The organism is Halosolutus halophilus, assembly GCF_022869805.1.
Taxonomy (GTDB): domain Archaea; phylum Halobacteriota; class Halobacteria; order Halobacteriales; family Natrialbaceae; genus Halosolutus; species Halosolutus halophilus.
In genome coordinates this window covers 4,869,443-4,892,076 of sequence record NZ_CP094974.1, presented here as the reverse complement: position 1 = coordinate 4,892,076, position 22,634 = coordinate 4,869,443, and the positions used below count along the sequence as shown (strand labels likewise).

The 22,634-nt window shown below is 65.8% G+C and carries 23 protein-coding genes and 1 tRNA gene; 14 read left to right on the top strand and 10 right to left on the bottom strand.

Annotated elements, in window-relative coordinates; all coding sequences use genetic code 11:
- Positions 1-131 precede the first annotated feature (131 nt).
- On the bottom strand, positions 132-1,052 hold the full coding sequence (locus MUG98_RS24310) for a nucleotidyltransferase domain-containing protein (RefSeq protein ID WP_265109975.1): 921 nt from the start codon (positions 1,050-1,052) through the stop codon (positions 132-134).
- A 241-nt stretch (positions 1,053-1,293) separates the two neighbouring features.
- Between MUG98_RS24310 and mptA the strand changes: the two genes are divergently transcribed.
- Positions 1,294-2,226: a GTP cyclohydrolase MptA gene (gene mptA / locus MUG98_RS24305; RefSeq protein WP_265109974.1), complete on the top strand. Its 933-nt coding sequence runs from the start codon at positions 1,294-1,296 to the stop codon at positions 2,224-2,226.
- A gap of 78 nt (positions 2,227-2,304) precedes the next feature.
- On the opposite strand, the gene MUG98_RS24300 is transcribed toward mptA, so the two are convergent.
- Together MUG98_RS24300 and MUG98_RS24295 are read right to left on the bottom strand one after the other, a co-directional pair.
- Entirely contained in the window at positions 2,305-3,108 is an 804-nt protein-coding gene (locus MUG98_RS24300) for a TrmB family transcriptional regulator (protein WP_265109973.1), read from the bottom strand.
- An 82-nt stretch (positions 3,109-3,190) separates the two neighbouring features.
- A complete protein-coding gene (locus MUG98_RS24295) occupies positions 3,191-4,837 on the bottom strand; it encodes a DUF255 domain-containing protein (protein WP_265109972.1) in 1,647 nt (548 codons plus the stop codon).
- 209 nt (positions 4,838-5,046) lie between these two features.
- Here MUG98_RS24295 and MUG98_RS24290 point away from each other — a divergent pair, with 209 nt between their 5' ends.
- The 3 genes from MUG98_RS24290 (at position 5,047) to MUG98_RS24280 (ending at position 6,708) form a co-directional block, all read left to right on the top strand.
- Positions 5,047-5,658 carry an FxsA family protein gene (locus MUG98_RS24290; RefSeq protein ID WP_265109971.1) on the top strand — a complete coding sequence of 204 codons (612 nt, stop codon included), beginning with the start codon at positions 5,047-5,049 and terminating at the stop codon, positions 5,656-5,658.
- A gap of 68 nt (positions 5,659-5,726) precedes the next feature.
- Positions 5,727-5,800: transfer RNA gene (locus MUG98_RS24285), tRNA-Ile, on the top strand.
- A gap of 245 nt (positions 5,801-6,045) precedes the next feature.
- The gene (locus tag MUG98_RS24280) at positions 6,046-6,708 is read left to right on the top strand and encodes an NAD-dependent epimerase/dehydratase family protein (protein WP_265109970.1); all 663 of its coding nucleotides are present in this window, start codon (positions 6,046-6,048) and stop codon (positions 6,706-6,708) included.
- 84 nt (positions 6,709-6,792) lie between these two features.
- On the opposite strand, the gene MUG98_RS24275 is transcribed toward MUG98_RS24280, so the two are convergent.
- Positions 6,793-8,196 (bottom strand): carotenoid oxygenase family protein, encoded by a 1,404-nt coding sequence (locus MUG98_RS24275; protein ID WP_265109969.1) that lies wholly within the window; start codon positions 8,194-8,196, stop codon positions 6,793-6,795.
- 435 nt (positions 8,197-8,631) lie between these two features.
- Positions 8,632-8,985: a hypothetical protein gene (locus MUG98_RS24270; RefSeq protein ID WP_265109968.1), complete on the bottom strand. Its 354-nt coding sequence runs from the start codon at positions 8,983-8,985 to the stop codon at positions 8,632-8,634.
- Positions 8,986-9,669: 684 nt separating this feature from the next.
- On the opposite strand from MUG98_RS24270, the gene MUG98_RS24265 reads away from it, so the two are divergent.
- The 3 genes from MUG98_RS24265 (at position 9,670) to MUG98_RS24255 (ending at position 12,282) form a co-directional block, all read left to right on the top strand.
- Entirely contained in the window at positions 9,670-9,975 is a 306-nt protein-coding gene (locus MUG98_RS24265) for a HalOD1 output domain-containing protein (RefSeq protein ID WP_265109967.1), read from the top strand.
- A 206-nt stretch (positions 9,976-10,181) separates the two neighbouring features.
- Positions 10,182-11,756, top strand: coding sequence for an ABC1 kinase family protein (locus tag MUG98_RS24260; protein ID WP_265109966.1), 1,575 nt, complete (start codon positions 10,182-10,184; stop codon positions 11,754-11,756).
- An 82-nt stretch (positions 11,757-11,838) separates the two neighbouring features.
- Positions 11,839-12,282 (top strand): pyridoxamine 5'-phosphate oxidase family protein, encoded by a 444-nt coding sequence (locus MUG98_RS24255; RefSeq protein ID WP_265109965.1) that lies wholly within the window; start codon positions 11,839-11,841, stop codon positions 12,280-12,282.
- Between the two features lie 33 nt (positions 12,283-12,315).
- On the opposite strand, the gene MUG98_RS24250 is transcribed toward MUG98_RS24255, so the two are convergent.
- Entirely contained in the window at positions 12,316-13,524 is a 1,209-nt protein-coding gene (locus MUG98_RS24250) for a CBS domain-containing protein (protein ID WP_265109964.1), read from the bottom strand.
- Between the two features lie 230 nt (positions 13,525-13,754).
- Between MUG98_RS24250 and MUG98_RS24245 the strand changes: the two genes are divergently transcribed.
- The 5 genes from MUG98_RS24245 (at position 13,755) to MUG98_RS24225 (ending at position 17,243) form a co-directional block, all read left to right on the top strand.
- Positions 13,755-14,171, top strand: coding sequence for a universal stress protein (locus MUG98_RS24245; protein WP_265109963.1), 417 nt, complete (start codon positions 13,755-13,757; stop codon positions 14,169-14,171).
- A 78-nt stretch (positions 14,172-14,249) separates the two neighbouring features.
- On the top strand, positions 14,250-14,603 hold the full coding sequence (locus tag MUG98_RS24240) for an SHOCT domain-containing protein (protein ID WP_265109962.1): 354 nt from the start codon (positions 14,250-14,252) through the stop codon (positions 14,601-14,603).
- Between the two features lie 210 nt (positions 14,604-14,813).
- On the top strand, positions 14,814-15,161 hold the full coding sequence (locus MUG98_RS24235) for a DUF7344 domain-containing protein (protein ID WP_265109961.1): 348 nt from the start codon (positions 14,814-14,816) through the stop codon (positions 15,159-15,161).
- A gap of 114 nt (positions 15,162-15,275) precedes the next feature.
- Positions 15,276-16,646, top strand: coding sequence for a nicotinate phosphoribosyltransferase (locus MUG98_RS24230; RefSeq protein WP_265109960.1), 1,371 nt, complete (start codon positions 15,276-15,278; stop codon positions 16,644-16,646).
- A gap of 120 nt (positions 16,647-16,766) precedes the next feature.
- On the top strand, positions 16,767-17,243 hold the full coding sequence (locus tag MUG98_RS24225) for a pyridoxamine 5'-phosphate oxidase family protein (RefSeq protein WP_265109959.1): 477 nt from the start codon (positions 16,767-16,769) through the stop codon (positions 17,241-17,243).
- A gap of 187 nt (positions 17,244-17,430) precedes the next feature.
- Here the strand turns inward: MUG98_RS24225 and MUG98_RS24220 are convergent, their stop codons facing one another.
- The 4 genes from MUG98_RS24220 to MUG98_RS24205 form a co-directional block, all read right to left on the bottom strand.
- On the bottom strand, positions 17,431-18,309 hold the full coding sequence (locus MUG98_RS24220; RefSeq protein WP_265109958.1) for a universal stress protein: 879 nt from the start codon (positions 18,307-18,309) through the stop codon (positions 17,431-17,433).
- Between the two features lie 94 nt (positions 18,310-18,403).
- The gene (locus MUG98_RS24215; protein ID WP_265109957.1) at positions 18,404-18,892 is read right to left on the bottom strand and encodes a universal stress protein; all 489 of its coding nucleotides are present in this window, start codon (positions 18,890-18,892) and stop codon (positions 18,404-18,406) included.
- A gap of 157 nt (positions 18,893-19,049) precedes the next feature.
- On the bottom strand, positions 19,050-19,490 hold the full coding sequence (locus MUG98_RS24210) for a universal stress protein (protein WP_265109956.1): 441 nt from the start codon (positions 19,488-19,490) through the stop codon (positions 19,050-19,052).
- Between the two features lie 96 nt (positions 19,491-19,586).
- Positions 19,587-20,192 (bottom strand): metal-dependent hydrolase, encoded by a 606-nt coding sequence (locus MUG98_RS24205; RefSeq protein WP_265109955.1) that lies wholly within the window; start codon positions 20,190-20,192, stop codon positions 19,587-19,589.
- 127 nt (positions 20,193-20,319) lie between these two features.
- On the opposite strand from MUG98_RS24205, the gene MUG98_RS24200 reads away from it, so the two are divergent.
- Both MUG98_RS24200 and MUG98_RS24195 read left to right on the top strand, forming a co-directional pair.
- Positions 20,320-21,564 (top strand): glycosyltransferase, encoded by a 1,245-nt coding sequence (locus MUG98_RS24200; protein WP_265109954.1) that lies wholly within the window; start codon positions 20,320-20,322, stop codon positions 21,562-21,564.
- Between the two features lie 114 nt (positions 21,565-21,678).
- Complete coding sequence (locus MUG98_RS24195) at positions 21,679-22,584, top strand: glycosyltransferase (protein ID WP_265109953.1); 906 nt, start codon at positions 21,679-21,681, stop codon at positions 22,582-22,584.
- Positions 22,585-22,634 lie beyond the last annotated feature (50 nt).

The following is a 22,634-nucleotide window of genomic DNA, read 5'->3' as shown; positions in this document are numbered from 1 at the left end:
GGCCACTCGATACCGAGCGACCTGAGCCGAGGCTACTCGGTACTGACGTCCGCGAGAACGACCGAATCTCCCGTCATAGCTCCACCTTGTTACCAGAAGCACTTAAAGGCCGATCGCCCCCGACGGCTCGATCACCGCACCGCGGCGAGTATCTCGTCGACGAACTCGTTCAGTCGATCGGGGTCGGGGCCGTCCCGCGCGTGAATGGCGGGGTCGATCTCGATCGGTGGATGCGCGAACTCGCGGCCGACGACGTCGCCGATCGTCGCCGCACCCTCGCCGCGTCGTTTTCGCTCGAGGAGCGTCCGCGCGCGGTCGATCCGGTCCTCGTCGAAGACGGCCGGTGCCTGCTCGGTCAGGAACCGTTCGAAATCGAGCGCCGGCAGGTCGTGGTCCCCGCGCTCGCCGGTCGCTCTCAGGTAGCGAGCCGACATCGCCGCCCGACAGATCGTGAGGTTGCGCTTCACCGTCGGTCGCGTCTGCGTTTCGGCGTATCGCTCGTCGTCCCGATCGACGGTGGTCGTCCCGTCGTCCGTCTCGACGACGTACGCGTCGCCACGCGCCTCGACGATCGGAAAGGTGGCGTCGTCGGTGCGAACCAGGTGCTCGGAGAGGTACTTTCGGTAGTTGCTCGTCGCGATACCGCGCCACGCGTGATAGAGGTCCATCGGGTCGTACGTTCGTTCGACGTACGCGCGGAGTTCCCCGGGGTCGTACGCGGTCCGATACCGGATCGGACTCCGGAGCAGGTCGAACGCGCCGTCGTTCGACGCCGCGAGGAGGGACATCGTCTTTCGCACGTCCCAGCCCTGATACTCGAACTCGCCGCGCTCCGCAGTGATGACCGCGTCCGGCCCGTCGAGGTGGGCGTAGACCCGCAGATCCGTCGGAACGAAGACGAACCCGACGTCGTGGTCGCTGTCGGGAGCGGCTCCGCCCCACGCGTGGCTCCCGCGGGCGGCCGCGAGGGCGACAATCACGTCGTGTCGGACCTCGATCGCGTCGAGGTGCTCCGCGACGGTTTCGTGAACGTGCTGCGGAACGGTTGACATGGACGGATCTCGTGTAGTGAACGGACGAACGATCGGTCGGTAGAACGGCCCGCGTGGCAACCGCTCTTCGATTCGACTGCCGTCCCGAAAACCCCTTCGTATCTTCACCTTGTGACCAGAGACACTTAAAGAACCGATCGCATCCTCGGCAGTTCGACCTCCGACGCAATCGATCGAATCGCCCGCCACATATACTATGGCTTCCGAAAGCCATAATCGCCTGCTACCCTGAATGCGGCCAATGAGTCACCAACTGCCTGACGTGCAGGCTACGTCGCCGGACGTCACCGTCGGCCTGAGCCAGGTCGGCGTCACCGGCGTCGAAAAGCTCGTCAAGATCGCCCGCGAGGGGGAGCGCCCGATCGTCCTCACCGCGGAGTTCGAGGTCTTCGTCGATCTTCCCGCCTGGCGCAAGGGCGCGGACATGAGCCGCAACATGGAGGTCATCGACGAGATTCTCGAGGATGCGACCCGCGACGAGGCCTACCGCGTCGAGGAGGTCTGTGGCGAGGCCGCCGAACGACTCCTCGAGAAACACGACTACACCACGCGCGCCGAGGTTTCGATGGAGGCCGAGTTCATGCGCCGCGAGCAGACGCCCGCGAGCGATCGCGAGACCCAGCATACCGTCGACATCGTGGCCGCCGCGACGGCGACCGACGAGGGCACCCGCGAGGAGATCGGCGCAACGGTCACCGGGATGACCGTCTGCCCGTGTTCGCAGGGCATGTCAGCCGCCCGGGCGAAACAGACCCTCGAGGACCTCGGCGTCGAGGAGGAGACGATCGCCCGGTTCCTCGAGGAGGTGCCACAGGCGGGTCACTCCCAGCGCGGCCACGCGACGCTGACGATCGACGCCGCCGGTGATCCCGACGTAGACCTGAACGACCTCATCGACGTCGCCCGCGACTCGATGAGCGCGCGGATCTACAATCTCGCGAAGCGACCCGACGAGGACCACATGACCTACGCGGCCCACGCGGACGCGAAGTTCGTGGAGGACTGCGTCCGATCGATGGCCGAGGGCGTCGTCGACGAGTTCGATCACCTTCCCGACGACGCGGTGATCACGATGAAACAGTCCAACGACGAGTCGATCCACCAGCACAACGCCCACGCCGAGCGCGTCGTCGAGATGGCGACGCTGCGCGACGAGGTCAACGGCAGGAACTGATTCGCCGCGCAGGAACGTCGGCCGTCGATAGACCGCGATCGGTCCGGCAAAATCGGCTACGGGCGATCGGTCCGTCGATCAGAACTCGAGTGGCTCCGCGTTCTGCCAGTGTGGCGTGAACTCGTCGTGGACGTCGGCCGCGAACTCGGGGTCTTTCAGGTCGATCATGCCGAACGCCTCGCTCGATGAGAGCGGGTTCGGCACCTGGATGCAGACCTCCACGCCATCGATGATGTTGAACGAACCGGAGACCTCCTCGCTCGTCCGCACGTCGAAGTCGTTGCGAGCCTGTAGCGTCTCCTGGTACCGCCTGCCGACGTTCTCGGAGAGGGACGCGACCAGATCCCGGGTCATCAGGATGTCGACCGAGACGCCGCGGTCGAGGGCGTCTTCGAGCTGGGCGAGGACCTCGTCGCCGACCGTTCGGATGTCCATCTGGGGAACCGGGTCCGCGGCGACCATGACGATGTTCCGATCCGCAGCTGCGAGCCGCTCGAGGAGGAGGTCGATCGTCTCTTCGGGGCCGACGGCGGCGGTCCAGAACTGCTCCTCGACGGGTTCGGCCGCGTCGAGTTCGTCGGCGAGGTTGTCGACGATCGATTCGTACTGTTCGGCCTTCTCCTCGAGTTCCCGTTTCTTGTCGTCGAGCAGCCGATCCAGCGCGGTCGAGGGTTCGACGGCGACGTACTTCTTCGGGCGGCTCGCGGTCTGGCTGCGGACGAGGTTGTACTGCTCGATGCTGTTCAACACGTCGTAGATCCGACCCATCGGAACGTCACTCGCGCGTGAGAGTTCCTTCGCCGTCGTCGGACCGGTGTTCAACAGTGCTCGATACGCTCGAGCTTCGTATTCCGAGAGCCCGAGGTCCCTGAGGCTGGCCATATGCAAGCAACACTGACCGTAGCAACATAAACGCTGTGGTGGTTTGCTGTTCGAACGATCTCGGGCGTCTCAGGCCCGGAAATCACTCGTGTATGTTCTGGACGCGGTCGCTCAACTGCTCTGGAGTTTCGGCGGGTGTCGAACGACGGCCGTCACGTTCGACTCGTGCCGTTCCCGGTTCGAGGTCGTCGGTCGCGTCCGGGACGACGATTTTCTCGTGGTCGGCCAGCCGGAGCGCGGCCCGGTGGAGGTCAGTCCCCGGGTCGTCGGCGACGCGGATTACGAGCGGTCCCTCGAGCAGCCGGGCGGCGGCCGTCCCGTACTGTGCGATCTGGACACCGAACCGATCGCTCGCCCCGGCGAACGCCTCGAGCGTCTCCCGAGCGTACTCCCGGTACCGGTCCTCGTCCGTGAGCACCGCGAGTTCGAGCAGCCCGTCCGCGAACGCGACGTTCGAATCCAGCGGCCGCAGCGGCCGCTCGCAGAGGCCGACGCCCGTCGCCGGCCCGTCGAGGAACGAGTCCTCGTCGTGGAGTCGATCGATCGTCGCGTCCGCGACCGCGCGAGCGTCCGCGAGCAGGTCGGTATCGAGCGTGCTGGCGGCCGTCGTGAGCGCGGCCAGGACGCGGGCCTGGTTCGCGAGCAGGCACGTCGGCTCGTCGCCAGCCTGCAGCGTCGCGTCGCGCTCGTGGAGTGCGACACCCTCGTGGAGCATGTCCTCCCGCAGCGTCGCGAGCGCCCGCTCGGCGTACCGGCGGGCTCGCTCGTCGTCGGTGTAGGCGTAGTACGTGAGTAGCCCCTCGATCGCGAGCCCGTTCGGGCCGGCGAAGACGCCCTCGTCGACCGGGGGGTCGTCGGCCGTCGCCCGATCGGTCGCGTCGAGACCGTGGGCGTCGGGTTCGCCGGGCGCCTGACTGTTCGCGAAGGCGTCCGCACTGCTGTTCCATAACGTCGTCGTCAGATACTCGATGGTGCGTTCGGCCGGTTCGCGGTACTCGTCCGCGCCGGTGTGGAGGTAGGCGTTGGCGAACGCCCGCACGAGCGCGCCGTTGGAGTCGAGCAGTTTCTCGTGTTGTAGCCCCGACCAGTCCCGATCGGTCGCGAAGCGGTAGAAGCCGCCGTCGAACTCGTCTAGCAGGTTCGCACCGACGGCGTCGAAGGAGCGCAGTGCCATCTCCCGATCGCGCTTGAGCGCGAACTCGAGGGCGTCGGGTAGGGGGAATTTCGGACGCTCCCCCCAGCCGCCGGCGACCTCGTCGTAGGTCTCGGTCAGCTGACCCAGCATCGCCGACTCGATTTCGGGCGAGAGGTCGCCCGCGGGCGGGTTGTCCTCCCGCAGTGGCCGGGGAATCCGGGCGGCTCCGCTCCCCTTCGTCTCCCACATGGTCCGGACGCTGTCTAACACCTGTCGCATCCCATCGGGGCCGAGATAGCCCGCACCGGTGAGGACGCCGCCGTCCGGCGCACAGAAGACCGTCGACGGAAACCCACCCATGTTGTACCGATCGCGCACCCGCGGATGGCGGTCGACGTCGACGCGCACGGGAACGAAACTGTCGTTGACGTTCGCCGCAATTCGCGGCTCCGCGTACGTCTCCGCGTCCATCTCGTGGCAGTGGTCACACCACGTCGCAGTGAGCGAGAGCAAGACGGGGCGGTCGGCCTCTGCAGCCTCGTCGAAGGCCGCCTGGCCCCACTCGCGCCACTCGACGCGTGTCGGATCGTCCATACCGGAGGGTAGCGAGTCGCGGGCGTAAGCCCTTCGCTGTGAATCGATCGCGACCGAACCGGTAGGGAGGAGTCGATCGGAATTACCTCGAACGCCCCGTTCGGGCGGGGATTCATAGCGGTCTCCATCGCCCATTCCGTCCGAATCACCGCGAGCAAGCGACGCGACGAGAGTAAAGGGTTTTCACCCTTCGTCGGCTATATCGGGGCATGCTTCGGTGGATCTTCGCGCTATTGCTCATCCCGTTTCTCGACGCAGTGCTACTCGCACTCATCGTCACCCAGTTCGGCTTCGTGAGCTGGGTCGGGATGATCCTGCTCGTCGTCCTGACTGGACTCGTCGGCATGCTGCTGGTCCGCGCCGAGGGTCGACGGACGATCAGCAAGATGCAGCGATCGCTGGCCCAGGGTCAGCCGCCGACGAACGAACTGCTTGACGGTGGCCTGCTCATCGCCGCCGGGGCCTTCCTGCTCACGCCTGGCCTGGTCACGGACCTGCTCGGGTTCCTGCTGGTGCTTCCGATCAGCCGGATCCCGATCCGGATGGGACTCAAGCGCTTCGTGATCGTCCCCTACGCGGACAAGAAGACGGGTGGCTTCGCGAGCGGCGGGGTCTGGACGTACGGCTTCCCCGACGACGACGCGGCTCCCGGTCCCGGAGCGGACACGGCCGAACCGACCGACGGCGGTACCTACGACCTCGGCGAGGACGCCTACACCGTCGACTCGGGCGACGACGAGTCGTACACGATCGACTTCGGCGAGAACGATCGGAACGGGGACGGAGACGAGGGAGACGATCGCGACCCCCTCGCTCGGTAGCGGTTCGCACGGCCCCCGAAGAAAGAAACGCTTAAACATACCAGCGGACAACTGTTTGATGCCGACGCGGGCCAATAGCTCAATCAGGTTGAGCGCCACTCTGATAAGGTGGAGGCTCTCGGTTCAAATCCGAGTTGGCCCATACTTTTGCGGCGAGCAAAATCGCGAGTCGCAAGTATGGAATTCGACTCGGATTTGAATTACGGAAGACGCACGCTCACGAGCGAAGCGAGTGAGACCGTCTTCAGGTGGTTCAAATCCGAGTTGGCCCACTGATTTTCCGACGACCAAACCGGTGAGTCGGACTACCCGTGGGTTGTTCAGCCCCTTCCCGATCGACCGGTCATCGATGTCCGTGGTTTTCCCCGTACAGCCCGTAGTGGGACCATGCACCTGCTGGTAACCGGCGGCAACGGCTTCATCGGCCGCCGCATCTGCGAGCGTGCCGTCGCGGACGGCCACGAGGTGACGAGCGTCGCACGAACCGGCCCACCCGCACAGCGCCACTGTGGGCCGTGGGCCGCCGACGTAACGTGGGTGGCCGCCGACGTGTTCAGCCCGGAGACGTGGCGCGATGCGCTGCCGAGCGTCGACTGCGTGGTGCACTCGATCGGAACCATCTCCGAGACTCCCGACGCCGGCGGGAGCTTCGATCGGATCAACGGCGATTCCGCGATCGTGGCTGCCCTCGAGGCCGAGCGGGCCGACGTCGACCGGTTCGTCTACATCTCCTCCTCGGCGAAGCCGCCACTGGTCGGCCAGTCGTACATCACTGCCCGCCGGCGCGCCGAGCGGGCCATCGCCGATCTCGACATGGAGGTGGTCGTCCCGCGCTTTGGCCCGGTGTACGGTCCCGACCAGCCACACTTTCCCGAACTGGCGAACTGGCTGTTCGCCGCAGTCGGAGCGTTCGAACCTATCGCGCGACGACTGGGCGACGATCGGCCCTTCGCCGTCGACAGAGCGGCGGCGGCGATCTATCGACTGGCGGCGATGCCCGACCCACCTGCCAGTCCCGTCATGGCGGGGACGCTCGCCGATCTCGCCTGATACGGTCTGCTGTCACTGGTTACCGGCGCACCCGCGACCCGCCGTGCGGGTGTGCCGGAGATGGCTGACAGTAGTCCGGACGAGTCACGCGTCCCGGAAGAAACGGCCGTGGAAGCCGAAAGGTTCCGCGTGTGGGAGAACCGCCCGCGCCCGAACGTCCAACGTCGCTGCATCGAAGATCATGAGCAGCGTCCGCTCGCGTTCGGTGTCCAGCGCCGTCGCGAGCACGACGCCGTCGTCCTCGTCGTCGGCCTCGGGGTGCTGGACGGGGACCGGTTCCTCGACGTAGACCGAGCGCTCCCACCACTCCCTGGCGGTGCCCGTCTCGCAGTCCACTTTGACGAGTCCGTTCGCGCCCGCGCGATCGGTCGCCTGACCGTACGCGTAGCGGTGGCGTCGGCCGACGACCGAGCGGGCGACGCGCGGCATCTCCATCCCGCCGTCGTAGAGTCGCGTCCGGCTGACCGTGTTCGCGTCGGGGTCGATGCGGTACCGCACCAGGCGGGCGTCGGGCACGGCCGGAAAGCCGTCGCCCTCGAGTTCGGACAGCGACATGGTGTCGACGATGTCGCCGTCCGGGAACTCCACGAGGTCGAGGACGATCGTCCCGCCGTCGACGTAGGCGTTGACGTGGTGGAACGTGAAGGCCGGATCGAGCGTCGGGTCGGCCACGAGGTCGCCGGTATCGCGGTCGACCACGAGCACGCGCGTGTCGCGCTCCGGCTGCCAGTCGAGCATGTCGATCGCGCCCTCCGCGAACGGATTCGCTGCGCGGAGCACCGAGAGGACGAGCGGCGACTCCACGATGACGACGTGATCGGCGGTGACGCTGCAGTCGTGCACGTACGCCGGCCCGTTCGCGTCGATGGAGGCGATGCGTTCGCGCGTACGACGTCCCCGTGGGAGACGGTAGAGGTGGTATCGTGGCGTCAGACCGAACTGCGTGGCGAAGCCGACCAGTTCGTCGCGGTGGGGGTCGTCGACGAGGTGCGCGGCCGTGATGTGCTCAGTCAGGTCGTCGTGGAACCGAAAACGCCCGCGTGTCTCGAGCGTCTCGAGGTCGAAGGCGACCCGGCACGGGGACTCGGTGAGCGCGACGTACTCGCCGTCGATGCGGGCGACGTGAACGTTCGCGTTGTCGGTCGGGTCGGGCACCCCGAGCGAGGTGATCGTCTCGAGGATGCGCCGCCAGCCCCGCGTGTCAGTGCCGAACTGGCCGGTCAGCCGACCGTCCATCGCCTCCTCGTAGGCATCGGTGCGGAGGAACCGGTTCGAATAGCGGAGTCGGCCGTCGTCGAAGGCGTAGCGGCGGAGCATCGCTAACCCGTCGAACCAGTGGTTGACTCGGCGGTCGCCCGCTTCGAAGCGGCCGGGGCCGTTGCGAACCAGCGTCCCGGAGAGCCAGTCGGGGATGGTGCCCTCGACCGTCGGGTGGTGGTCGTGGAGTTCAGTGGTCAGCGAGTGAAAGCCGACGCCGGATACTGTCACGGCCGTGTATTCGGGCGAAACAGCTATCAATCCTCCGTGCGCGTGGATCCGGCGCGTATGCGCGGCTCAGGCCGTCGGGGTCCGCTGATGGCCCGCTGTTTCCGGTGTTCGGATCGGGTACCGTCTGAAGACGGTGGAAGTAGCGACCCCTGCGATCCGAGACGCTATAGTAGCCACTGAAATTCAGTGCACACCCGATCGCACGACGTCTGTACGATCGGTGTGTGAACAGTTTCAGTGGCTACTATAACGGACGATCGAAAGAAGTACTCCGTGCGGGACGCGACTCGGAAGGTCGTTCGGCCCGCTCACGTTCCCGAGACCACACCGTACGGCGTCTGAATGGGGCTGGAACGGGAGCAAGAGGACCTCGAGTGAAGACCGCCATCGCCCGGAGCGATCCAGGCCGGTACGACCCAGCACCGACCGACGCGATCAGTACCGCTTCTGGACCCTGTCGATCTGGCACTGGACACAGAGATCGTCCGCGAAACACCCGACGCTGTCGTACGGACAGTCGTATTCCTCGACGTCGACCGAGAGTCGACGTTTCGCGTGCCGCCATTCGGTTGCCCAGACCCCAATGTCCATCTCGGCGGAAGTGAAGACGACCTCGTCGTCCCGATCGACGATCTTCACGACGGTAGCCGACGACACTGCTTCTTTCGCGGTCTCGATCGCGTCCTCGTACGACGAACACCGGATTCGATCGCGGCGGCCCTCGTCCCTGAGGACGAGAACCGTGATCCGCCCGTCGTACGATTCTGTCGGCTCCAGCCCACGCGTCATGCGCGGAAGGTCGGCGGCCGACGACTAAAGCCCCCCGTTCTGGGTGATGACCTCGCGCTACGACGGCACCGGTTCGAAGCCAGCGAGACACGACCGGGGCGATCGGTCCGGCGGTCGAGCGTCGTCCGACGAGACACATGACGGATAGCTGGTAGAGTTTGATACCACCCAGCATTTCGACACATCTCGAATGAGATGATCAGAGTCCTGCTGGATCGCAGGACTCCGTCGATCGTCCCACCGTGGCTGTGTCGGGGAAGAACGGACGAGTCCCCTCGCGGGCACAGGTCCGCTACACGCGGTACTGGCGGCGGTTCGTAGCGACCGAACCGGAAACGCGTTCGAGCGGTCGCCGGACACCGATCGTGGTCCGTGAACCGAACCGAAAACCCGTACGAAAGGCGTGGTGCCGAGCGTTCTAGCCGTAGACGATGCTTCGAACGGGTCGACTCACCCTGGTTTCGTCGTCGATCGGAGGAGATCGACGCACGTGGAACACGGTATCCGATTGATTCATCACGAAGCTATCTATACGAGAACTATTATTCGAATCCGATATATTATCTCGTTCGAGCGATCGACTTCGGAAGGGTACGATCCAGGTGAACAAATATCAATCGCCGATTTCGATCGCACCGGAATCATCTGCGAGAGGGACCATCGGGCGAATAGTAGCGCTCGAGGATGGCACACCCATCCCAGTGTGAGTGCGGGAACGATACGCCTGCCGAGATTCGTCCCGGCGAACGGGCGAGTGACGTCGTCATTCGTAGCGTCGCGGCCGTCACGAGCCGGGAACCGCTGGCCCTCTCGCCGCTCCACAACTCGATCGACGCGGGCGCGCTCGATCGACTCGTTCGAGACGCGCGGGCCCCGGAGGCGTCACACGCACCGGCCCCGGACGCGTCGAGTACCGTCACGATCCGCTTCGAGTACGAAGGGTGCGAGGTCTGCGTCGTTGACGACGCCGTCCACGTGAAGCGACGGTGAGTCACGAGGCACGAGGGACGCGTCGATCGGTCCGGATCGACCGGGGCACCCGTCCGGTTACGACTCGTGCGACTGTTCCGTCGAGGGGACGCGATAGTCACCTTTTTGTTGCATTGCGGAGACGCGTTAGTCACGTATTTGTAGCCGTTGTGCGAACGGAATGACGTGAACGGCTACTCGATCGACTGTCTCCCCGCCCACCGACGATGAACGGGTACTACCGGCGCTATCTCCAGGTCCTCGTTCGGTTCTTCCCCGTCGCGATCGCCTTCCTGCGGGATCGGCGGCGGTTTCTGCTGTTCGGCCCGTCCCGGACGGTCTCCACGGCAGTCCACCGTGCCCGTGCCGAACGGCTCACCGAGACGATGCTCGACCTCGGGCCGGCGTTCATCAAGGTGGGGCAGGTACTCTCGACGCGACCGGACATCGTGCCGCCGACGTACGTCGACGTCTTCGCGACGCTGCAGGACGAGGTCCCCGAGGACGCGGGCGGCGATCCGTTCGCCGTCCTCGAAACGGAACTCGGCGACGAGATCGACCTGGAAACGGTCGAACCGGTCGCCGGCGGCTCGCTCGCGTTCGTCTACACCGCCGAGTACGAGGGCGATCGAATCGCCCTGAAAGTCCGCCGACCGGGGCTCGTGGCCCAGATCGAACGCGACCTGCGGGTCATCCGGGGACTCCTCCCACTGCTTACAGCCTTCGCCAACGAGCGCCAGCGGTACTCGCTCGAGAACGCGGCGGACGACTTCGAGGAGATCATCCTCGGGGAACTGGACTTCGAGCGCGAGGCGACGATCATGGCGGAGATCGAGGACAACTTCGCCGACGACGACCGGATCGTCGTCCCCGAAACGTACGACGAGTTGTGTTCCGATCGCGTGGTGGCGATGGAGTACGTCGAGGGCCGGAAGATCACCGACGAACGCGTCCTCGCCGACCTCGGGATGGAGCCGACGGAGATGGCGACGCTGATCGCCCGGACGTACCTGAAGATGGGGCTCGTCGACGGGGTGTTCCACGCGGATCCACACCCCGGCAACCTCGCGGTGACCGACGAGGGTCGGCTGGTCATCTACGACTATGGCATGAGTCAACGACTCAGCCAACAGGAACAGGAGGACATTACGAGCCTCTATCGAACCCTGGTTCGTCGCGACGTCGACGGTCTGTTGAACACGCTCATCGCGCTCGAGGTTCTCGAGCCGTCGGTCGATCGGGTCGCCGTCCGGCGGGTGCTCGAACTGGTGATCGACAATCTCGAGGGGCGATCGGACGTCACCTGGCGACTGATCATCAGGGAACTGCTCTCGATGCTGCACGACTTTCCGTTTCGCATCCCGCCGAACGTGATGTTGCTGATGCGGGTCGGAACGGTCGGCGAAGGGGTCTGCCGGAGTCTCGATCCCGAGTTCGACTTCATCGCCGTCACGCGATCGTTTCTCGTCGACCACGGGTTCATCGAGAGCGAGTTCGAGGTGCTGTTCGAGGACGTAAAGCGGGATCTCCGGGAGTCGGTACCCGTGCTGGCGCGGGTACCCGCCCGGTTCGACGCCGTCTTCGGACAACTCGAACGCGGCGAACTCGTCGTCAGGACCGATCCGATCGAACCGACGCCGGGCGGCGACCCGGGGGTCGGCTACGCCGTCCTCGCCGGGGCGCTGTTCGTCGCCACCGCCGTGCTGACGTTTCACGCCCAGCCGTACGAACTCGCCAGTCTGGCCGCGGCACTCGTCGCCGCGCTCCAGTACGTTCGAACGCGCCGATCGAAGGGGCGCTGAGTTCCCGTCAGCAGTTCCACCCGAAATCGATCGCCCGATGCCGGCGGGAGAGCTTCATAGGTATCGTGACCGTACGTTCACCATGGACAGAATCGAGTACGTGTACACGTTCGGCATGGAGGCCGACGAAATCGAACGCCGCCTCGAAGCGGGAGCGGTCGGAGTCCTGGGGCTCGCGGACGACTCGTCCGCGTACGCAATCCCGGTGGACTATCACTACGACGGCGAGTCGCTGTATATCCGGTTGGCGGACGACGGGTCGAGTACGAAGATAGAGTACGTCGAGACGACGACCGACGCCTGCCTGTGTCTCTACAGCGACGGTTCCGGCACGGATAGCTGGAGCGTGCTCGTCAGGGGTCCGTTGCGGAAACTCACCGATGCCGAACGGGAAGCGTTCGACGCAATGACGCTCAACGAGTCGTTCCACCGGCTGCACGTCTTCGACCAGGACGTCGAGGCGATCGACCTCGAGATCTACGAACTGGAGATCGAGTCGATCACCGGCCGGAAAACGGGCGAGTGAACGGGTCCGAAGGCGATCGCCTGTCGGCCGTGCCTACTCGCTGAGCCACCAGCCGTACATCTTGGCGACGTCCGCGTCGTCGCCGGTCCTCTCGTTCAGGGCGTGGGTCTTCCCCTCGAGGATCTGGCGTTCGACCGCGTTCAGGGCGAGCGACACGGCGTGGCCGTCACCGTACCCCTCACCGGAGGCAACGAACAGCCCCTTGTCGGTGTAGAGGCGAACCCGGGCGAGCAGCAGGGGAACGCCCCGGAGTTGCTCGGTGTGCTTCTGGAGGTGGACCTTGGCCTCGAGGACGCGCATGTCCTCGTACTTCCCCGCGACCGCCTCGATCCGATCGGCCAGTTCCGATCGGGAGAGGTCCGTCAGGAGGTCCGCGCCGTACACCTGGATCGGGAGCCGTCCCTCGTCGGTCCAGGTCAGCGACTCGAGCAGGTCCGTCTTCGTGACGATCCCGTCGAGGTTGCCGTCCTCGTCGAGAACGATCGACGAGGAGGCCCCGTGCTCGACCATCGTCGCGAGCGTCTCGTCGATCGTCTCGCTCGCCCGTGCCGTTCCGAGGGTCTCGACCATCACGTTACGCACCGGCAGGCTGAGCAGGTCGTCGCTCTCGCCCTCCCGGGCGCCGAACCCGCCGTGGTGGCCGCCGGACGCGGCGTCCACGTTGGCCGCCGGATCGCCGCCCTGCGACCGCTGGAGTTCCCGCGTGACGAACTCGAGGACGTCGGCGAGACTCACGATGCCGACGACCCCGTCGGACCCGGATTCGGTGACGGGCAGGTGCTGGATGCGCTCGGTTCGGAACGTCGAGAGCGCCGCACCCAGCGACTCGTCCGGGCGCACGGTGACGACCTCTCTCGTCGCGACGTCGTCGACCGCGAGCACCGACAGGTACGGCTGGACCTGCTCCAGGAGGTCGTCCGCACGGACGACACCGGCGAGGTCGTCGCCCTCGAGCACCGGAAGGACCCTGGTGTCGCCGGCGATCATGAGCCGCGCGACCTCTCGGACGTCCTCGTCGCGACCGATCGTCGGGACCGGGCGGACGAGCGACGCCGCCTTCCGGGAGGTCTTCTGGTGGGACGAGATGACGTCCCGCCGAGTGACGATCCCCTCGAACGCGCCGTCCCGGGCGATCAACAGCGTCTGCTGACCGGTCTCCTCGAACGCGCCGCGGAGTTTCGACACCGGCGTCGACTCGTCGTACGTCTCGAACTCGTCGGCAACGATTTCGCGAACGTTCATACGAGACCGTTTCTGTTCCACGGTATACCCGGTACCGACTATTCCCATGCAGGAGGACTTGTCGAAACGCCCAGACAGTCCCAGATTGCGAAGAATCCGGTGCCGACGGCCCGTCCTCTCCGTCGGCAGGCCGCCACCGATCGAGATGGCGAACGTCCACTATCCGGAGAGATTCCACGTGGCGGGAACGTCCCCGGCGGTATATACGTTCGACGGGCGAACGACCGCGTATGCACGTCCTTGTCCCGGTCGACGACTCCGACCCGGCGCGAGCGGCACTCGAACACGCTATCACGACGTTTCCCGACGCGGAGATCACGGTCCTGCACGTGATCAACCCGTCGATATCCGCCTACGACGGGGACGTCCCGTACAACTTCCAGCGGGCCGTCGAAGCCGAGGAAGAGGAGGCCGAACGGCTGTTCGACGCCGCACGAGAGTTCGGCGAGGAACACGACGCGTCGATCGCGACCGAGACGATCGTCGGCGCACCAGCCCGGGGAATCGTCGAGTTCGCCGACGACGCCGACGTCGACGGGATCGTCCTCGGCAGTCACGGCCGGTCGGGCATCTCGCGCGTCCTGCTCGGCAGCGTCGCGGAACAGGTCGTGCGACGCGCGTCGGTACCGGTGACGGTCGTCCGGTGATCGACCGCCGACGACGTCGATGACGATTCCGACGACCCGGGACGGAGATATTTCAGTGTTCCCGGCGAAGGTATTCCCATGGCAACTGACGACTCGATCGTTCGAACGCTCCTGCTCATCATCGCCCTCGTCCTGCTCCTGCCGTTCCTGCTGATGGTACTGATGGCGCCGACGATGGGCATGTGGGGAGGTGGACACATGTGGGACGGCGGGATGTGGAACGGCACGACGGGTGCGTGGATGGGAATCGTGATGTGGCTCGTGTTCTTGCTGGTGATACTCGGAATCGGCTACCTGCTGTACCGGGCGATTCAGGAGCCCGGAGACGAATCCGACGCCGCGATCGAGGAGTTGCGAACGGCCTACGCTCGCGGCGACCTCTCCGAGGAGGAGTACGAGAATCGCCGCGAGCGACTCGAACGGGATCGATGATCGTCCATCCGACTGCACTCGCTCTGCGGTCCGTCAAGGGTACACCTGTCGTCGGATTCCGACGCGGAGTGGACACCCCTGTAATTGGATTCAGCCGCTCCCGTCTCGGGTCGGTTTTCCGTACGGTTCAACGATCGTCGATCTTTCACGCGGTGGGAAGACGTTGGGTATACTTTACGCCGCGCGATCGTAGTTCGACTATCGAAAACCATGGTTGAGTGTCCGATCATCGACGAAGACGGGAATATCAGTTGTGAATGCGATACGGACACCGTCCTTCGCCTACTCGCGGATAACCGTCGCCGGACGATCGTCTCCGTGCTGGACGCCCACGACGACACCGAGATCGAGGTCGAACGACTGGCAGCGACCCTGTCCACGGTGACCGAGGTGAAAGAGACCGACCGCTGGAAAACGGAACTCCATCACGTCCACTTACCGTCGCTCGAAGACGGGAAACTGATCGACTACGACCAACAGAGCGAGACGGTCCGATACTACCAGTGCGAACTGGCCTCGACCGTTCTCGACGCGTCTGAACCGGACGAGATCGGGTGATCGAGACGGTGAGACGCAGGCCAGCGACAGTCTCAGAACCTCGGGACCGGGGTGGGTCGGCAGGAACCGGCACCGACAGTTATCACGGGTGACGTCGATCGTTTATTCGAACCGATGTCCGAGACGACCTTCGGCTACCTGACGGAGCAGAACCTCCCGCTGTTCACCGACCTCTACGAGTTGCGGATGATGCAGGCCTACCACGAACAGGACCACAACCCGAGAGCGACGTTCAGCCTCTTCGTCCGCGATCTGCCGCCGAATCGAGGTTACATGGTGGCCGCGGGAGTAGCGCAGGCGATCCACTACGTCGAAACCCTCTCGTTCGGGGAGCGAGCGATCGAGTACCTGACCGAGCAGGGATTCGACGACGCGTTCCTGTCGTACCTGGCCGATTTCGAGTTCACCGGCGAGGTACGCGCGCTGCCCGAAGGGACGCTGGTGTTCCCGAACGAACCGTTGCTCGAAGTGACGGCGCCCATCCTGCAGGCCCAGCTCCTCGAGACCGCACTGATCAACCAGGTCGGCTACCAGTCGCTCATCGCGACGAAAGCGAGCCGGATGCGGGACGTGATCGATCGCGAGGGGGACGGCCAGCGACTGGTCGACTTCGGCTCCCGACGCGCCCACGGCACCGACGCCGCCATGAAGGCCGCTCGGGCCGCGTACATCGGCGGCTTCGACGCCACCTCGAACGTCGCCGCGGGAGAGGCGTTCGACATCCCCGTCTCGGGAACGATGGCCCACTCGTGGGTCCAGAATTTCGAACACGAACGCGACGCGTTCGAGGCGTTCGTCGACGAGTACGGAGACGAGAGCGTCCTCCTGATCGACACCTACGACACCGTCAGGGGGGCGGAGATCGCGAAGGACGTCGCCGAGACCAGGGAGGTGGACCTCCGCGGCGTTCGCCTCGACTCGGGCGATCTCCCGGCGCTCTCGAAGGCCGTCGACGAGGTCATCCCGGAGATCGACCAGTTCATCTCCTCCGGCATGGACGAGTACGCCATCCACGAGTTCTTCGATCGCGACGGCGTCGGGGCGGGCTTCGGGCCGGGGACCGCCCTGGTGACGAGCACGGACGCCCCCAAAGTCGAGGGCGTCTACAAACTCGTGGCGGTCGAACGCGACGGCGAGATGCAGCCGTCGATGAAGCTCTCGAAAGGCAAGGTGACCTATCCGGGGGCAAAAAGCGTGCGCCGGATCGAATCCGACGGCCGGTACACCGGCGACGTTCTCGGTCTCCGTGGCGAGGAGTCTCCCGGGGAGGAGCAACTGGTCACCGTCATCGAAGACGGCGATCGAAGCTACGAGATCCCTGCTCTCGACGAAATACGGGAGACTGCCCGAGAGCAGCGCCAGAAACTGCCGGAGGAACACCGGCGAATCGAAGATCCCGAACCCTACGACGTCCGGATCAGCGACGGACTTCGGGAGGAGACGGACGAACTGCGGGCGACGATCGAGTCCCGGATTTCGGAGTAGACGGAGCCAGCGGATCCATACGGGGATCGGGGCGTCACGGGGGGTCAGGGTGATCCGATCGACTCTCGCCGGGAGCAGAGGAGGTGAGGCTTTTTGATGCCACCCGGAGACCGTCTACATATGTCAGTCGATGAACTCCAGGACTACGGGCTGGCCGAAATGGACGACGGCGAAATCCGATCCTTCCTGTCGACCCAGAAGATGGGCGTGCTCGGCCTCCCCGAAGACGGTGGTCCCTATCTCCTCCCGCTGTCGTTCGGGTACGACGGCGACAGCCGACTCTACTTCACGTATCTCCTCGGTTCCAGGAGCCGAAAGGAAACGATGAGCGAGGCGGCGGACGACGCGAGCTTTCTCGTATACAAAGTCGATACGATGTACAACTGGCAGAGCGTCCTCCTGTCGGGAACGATCAGCGCCGTCCACGAATCGGGGTGGGACGATCTCGAGGAGATCCTGAGCGACGTGTGGCGCCCGGATCTGTTCGAAACGGCCACCCTGTCCGGGGAGATCAAAGTCTACGAGTTCCGGATCGACGACTGGACCGGGATCAAACACCAGGGACTCCCGCCCGCGCTCGAATCGAACGACGAGTAGGCGCGCCACGACGCCGAGGCCGTCCGCCATCGCCCGTGCCCCGTGTCCGACCGGCGGGCGGAAGTCCGATCGTCGACCGTCGTCGAACGCCGCGGTGCTCGGACATCGTCCGATGGGCCACGGTCGACCGGTGAAGGGGGCAACTCAGGGGGGCGACCCACCTCACCGATCGAGACCCGCTCGACGGCTAGGAGACCGTCAGGACGGGGATCGGTGATCGGCGGACGACGCGAGCCGTCGTGCTTCCCAGCAGTCGGCCGGAGCCGACCGCTCGCCCGCGCGTGCCCATGGCGACGAGGTCGGCGTCGACCCCCGACGCGTACTCGAGGAGTTCCGCGGCCGGGACGCCGCGAAGAACGTCGGTTCCCACGTCGAGGCCCCGCTCGCGCGCCATGTCGGCGATCGCCTCCGTCGCGTTGTTCCCACCCTCCTTGAGCAGTCCGACGATGCTTCGGGGTGCGTCCTCCAGATCGTACGTCGTCGAATCGACCACGTAGACGGCGTGGACGTCGGCGTCGTACTTTTCCGCGACGTCGAGTGCCGTCTCCGCGGCGCGTTCGGCGGCGTCGCTCCCGTCCGTCGGGATCACGAGTCGATCGTACCCGCCATCCCCTGGCTCGGGGGCCTCGCCGGTTTCCATCAGGCGAACCGACAGCACCGGCACGTCCGCCCGCGTGATCACGCGTTCGGTGGTACTGCCCAGGCGGACCCGATCGGCACCGGTCCGGCCGTGGGTCCCCATGACGATCACGTCGACGTCGTGGTCGTCGGCGTACGCGAGGATCTCCCTGTAGGGGACGCCCTCCCGAATCTCCCGTGCAGCTTGCAGGTCCCGCTCCTCGGCTCGGTTCGTGATCCGGATCGTCGCCTCGCGGCCCCGTCGCTCGGACGAGTCGTAGAAGTCCTCGCGATCGTCGTCGGCGAACCCGATCGGCTCGGCACCGGTGTCGACGACGAAGAGTGCGTGCACGGCTGCGCCGTAGGCCCCGGCCAGTTCGGTCGCGTGGGCGATCGTCGCTTCGGCACCGGCGCTGCCGTCCGTCGGGACGAGTACGGTCCTGAACATACCGGTTGGTTCGACCCGAACGCTCATCAAAGCCACTCGTACGCTCACCGAACGTGACCAGTACGCCGTCGGCGAGCAGTGGCCGCACCTGCAGTCACTGCTCCGTGTACGACCCCTCCTCGAGTCGAACCGCTGGAATCGACGGCGGTGCGTAGTACCGGACGATGTGAACGTCGTACGCCGCGTTTTCGGCGACCCCTCCGGCGACGCTGGTCACCGGCTGGGCGATCTCGCCGACGTTTTCCGTGCCGATGAAGACGACCGACGGCCGGATCTCGTCGGCGATTTCGGTGATCCGGGTCGCGATCGCGACGGCCGACGCGGTGTCGATCTGCTCGTGCCGGAACGAGGCCTGGGGGGCAATATCGACCACCCCGTCGCGAAGTTTGCCGGCGACGTACGGAACGCTGAACGGTTCGTCTTCCCCGCGCTCGTACCACCCGACGTCGATCGCGTACGCCTCGTCGTCGGGAACGACGGACAGAGCGACGACGTCCTCGTCGAGCGCCTGGCCGTACTCGGACGCCCGCATCAGTGCTGCTTCCGCCAGATAGGACCCATCGAAGGGGACGAGAAACGCCATGACGGGTAGTACTTGGCCCTTGTCGGTAAACAACCTAGTGGACGCTTCCCCCGACAAGAGAACGGAGACGCTACCCTCGGTCAGGAACCCGTCGTCTCGATCGAACAGGTGAGGCTGGCTGATGATTCGCCGCGAGTCGCGGCCCGCGATCGAGACCTCACCGAACGACGGTGACCGGGACCGGCGCGCGCCGAACGACGGTCTCGGCGACGCTCCCGAAGAGCGGCCGCGTCGTTCCCGGCCGCCCGTGTGACCCGAGGATCACGTGATCGACGGCCTCCTCCGTGGCGTACTCCACGACGAGTCGCTTCGGATCGCCGATGTCCGAGTCGGTCGCGACCGATCGGTCGTAGTCGGCGGCGACCTCGGCGACCTCCGCGAAGAGCCGGTCGGTCGCGTCATCGACGGCCCTGTACCACTCTGCCGAGCCGATCATCGGTTCGTAGGACGACTCGACGTCGGTGCTGTAGTCGGGTTCGAACAGGTCAACCACGTGGTAGGCCGTGATCTCCGCGTCGGGAAACTCCCGCAACGCGTGCCGGAGTGCACGCATGGACAACGGCGATCCATCGACGGGGACGAGAACGCGACTGGTCATACGTGTCCTTTCGGGCGGAATACTATAGTATGACGGGCCGAACTGCCCGTAGCGTGAGCCGAGCGCGGACGGGGATCGGTCGAACTCGCGAACGACTCAGGCCCTGCGATAACGGGCGGGGAGGTAGGGAAACAGCGAGTCCGGAATCAGCGCGACGAGGCGCTCGGCGACGCCCGCGAGGTGCCTGCGCAACAGAACGTACACGGCCGACACCGTGACGAACGCGAGTACGACGGCGGTGACGGGCCGCGTCCCCGTGGCGGCCAGCGGCACCGCCGCGAAGCCGGCGAGCGCGAGATCCTCGGGTGCGCCGTCGTAGCGGATCCAGCGGCGGGGACGGACCCATCGATCGTGATAGTGGCTGTAGACGGCCCGCTCGGAGGTTCCTTCCCAGGGCCGTAGCTCGAGTCCTCCGCCGAAGACGTCGGCCACGGCGTGTAGCGCCGCCGCAGCGAGTCCGACGCCGAGCGCGACCGTCAGCGTCGACGGCGCGAGGAGTGCCAGCGTCAGCGCAGGCACCGCTGCGATCGACGCGTAGACGGGATAGTGGAACGTCTTCCGGTGGCCGGTGTAGAGGTCGAGGTCGGGGACCAGCCCACCGACGAACCCCGCCACGAGCGCGATCGGTGCGAGTTCCGGGGCGATCGCGAGCGCGGGAAGGGCGAGCACCATCCCCCAGAGCGCGTGGGTCGTCGCCATCATTGTGACCAGTCGTAGGCGACGAAACGATAAATGTGTTTCCTGCGAACCGGTACCACCCGTCGGGCCGGATCGATCGAAATGCAGGTGCAACTGATACCACACTCGTCGTAGACAGTTCGCCCAGACCATGCACTCACCGTCCCTCGCGGACCGGTCGATAGCGGCGTACGACGCCGTGACGGGTCCCGATCGGCTCCAGCGGCTCCGCACGCTCGCCGAGGCCCTCGACGACGTCCGGATCCTCCACGTGAACTCGACGGCGACTGGCGGCGGCGTCGCGGAACTCCTCCGCTCGATCGTTCCGCTGTGCAACGACCTCGGGGTCGACACCGACTGGTACGTGATGGAGGCGGACGAGTCCTTCTTCGAGGTGACCAAAGCCCTTCACAACGGACTCCAGGGCAGCGGGACGCGGTTGACCGACGAGATGAAAGCGACCTATCGCGCGGTAACGGGGCGAAACGCGGCCGCGATCGCCGACGAGTACGACGTCGTCGTGCTGCACGATCCACAGCCCCTGGGGATGGTCGAGACGCTGGCGGAGGCGATTCCGAACGCCGCCATCGTCTGGCGCTGTCACCTCGACCTGAGCGATCCGACCCGGGAGCACCTCGCGTTCGTCGCCGAGTACATCGAGCGCGTCGATCACGCGGTCTTCAGCCGGTCCGTCTACGAGGACGGGATCGCCGTTCCGTCCTCGAGCGTCGTCCATCCGTCGATCGATCCCCTGGCGGCGAAGAACGCGGACCTGGACGAGTCGACGGTGGCGACCGAACGCGACCGCCTCGCCCCGATCTCGCTGGACGCACCGCTCGTGACGCAGGTGTCCCGGTTCGACCCGTGGAAAGACCAGTTCGGCACGCTCGAGGCCTACCGGCGAGTCCGCTCTCGGGTGCCGGACGCTCAGCTAGCGCTCGTCGGCAGCATGGCCGACGACGACCCGGAAGGGGCGGCGGTATACGATCGGGTTGCGGCTGCGGCGGCGGACGACCCGGACGTGTTCGTCCTGTCGGAGCTCCCGGATACGGCCGTGAACGTCCTGCAGCGCCGATCGGACGTCGTCGTCCAGAAATCGATACGGGAGGGGTTCGGCCTCGTCGTCTCCGAGGCGCTCTGGAAGCGCACACCGGTCGTCGGGTCGACCGCCGGCGGCATCCCGCTGCAGATCGAGGACGGCCGGAACGGCTACCTCGTAGCGCCGGACGACGTCGGGGGCGTCGCACGGCGAGTCGAACGACTCCTCGACGACGAGGAGCGACGGACGTCGTTCGGTCGGAACGGGCGCGCTCACGTTCGTGACGGGTTCCTGCTGCCGCGCCAGCTCGTGGACTGTCTCGAGGTCTTCGCCGAACTCGGAGACCGCGATCCGTGACTCGTGGGCCGCTCGATCGCGGTCCGAGAACCGGCGCGAGACGGATCGGATCGGCGGGAGTACGGGTTCTCGTCTTCCGAAACTGTTAGCCGTCGGGTCGGAGTACCCCGGGTGATGGCGAGCATCATCCTGCCGACGTTCGAGTGGACGCCGTCGTGCGAGCAGTTGGCCCGTCAGCTCGAGGCCGACGACGAGCTCCTGGTCGTCTGTGACAGCGACGACGATCCGGTCGCGACCGCCGACCGCCCCGACGAGGCCGAACTGCTCGTCGCGGGCGAGCCCGAGGGCTGCTCGGGAAAAGCAAACGCCGTCGCGGTCGGCCTCGAGCACGCCTCTCAGGACCGGATCGTGTTGACCGACGACGACGTCGATCGCGACGAGGACTGGCTGGCGACGATCAAACGCCTCGGGGAGGAACACGGCACGGTAACGGCGATTCCCGTCTTTACCAGCGAGGAATACCCGTTCAAACTGTTCGAACCCCCGTGTCTCGTCGTCGGCTCGTTCGTGGTCGATCGATCCAACTGGGTGCCGTGGGGTGGCGGCGTCACGTTCGATCGGCGCGACGTCGACGTCGATGCGTACGTCGAAGACCTGCGACGGACCGTCTCGGACGACGCGTTGCTCGCCGAGTACGTCGACGAGGTCGTCGCGTCGCGGGAACTCGTCTCCCGGGTCAGCGTTCCGGGCGGGCCACGCGCGACGTACGAGCGGATAACCCGGTTCGCCAAGATCTTCTACCGGTTCGATCCGACCAGAACGCTGGCGTCGCTCGCCCTCTTTCTCTCCGTCATCGCGGTCGGACTCGTCTTCCCGGTCGCGGTTGCCGTGGGTGTGACCGTGCTCGCATACACGCACTACCGCGCGCTCCGCGTCGATCGGCGGACGTGGCTGTTCGCGGCACCATCGCTCGTCCTCGCTCCCATCATCGGCGTCGCCGGACTCGTTCGCCCGACGTTCGTTTGGGGCGGCCGACGGTACCGATGGGACGACACGTTCGACGTGGCTGTCGTCGACTGAACCGGATTTTCCCCTCGTTTTCTCGCCGAGAGTCACGACCGATCGACTAT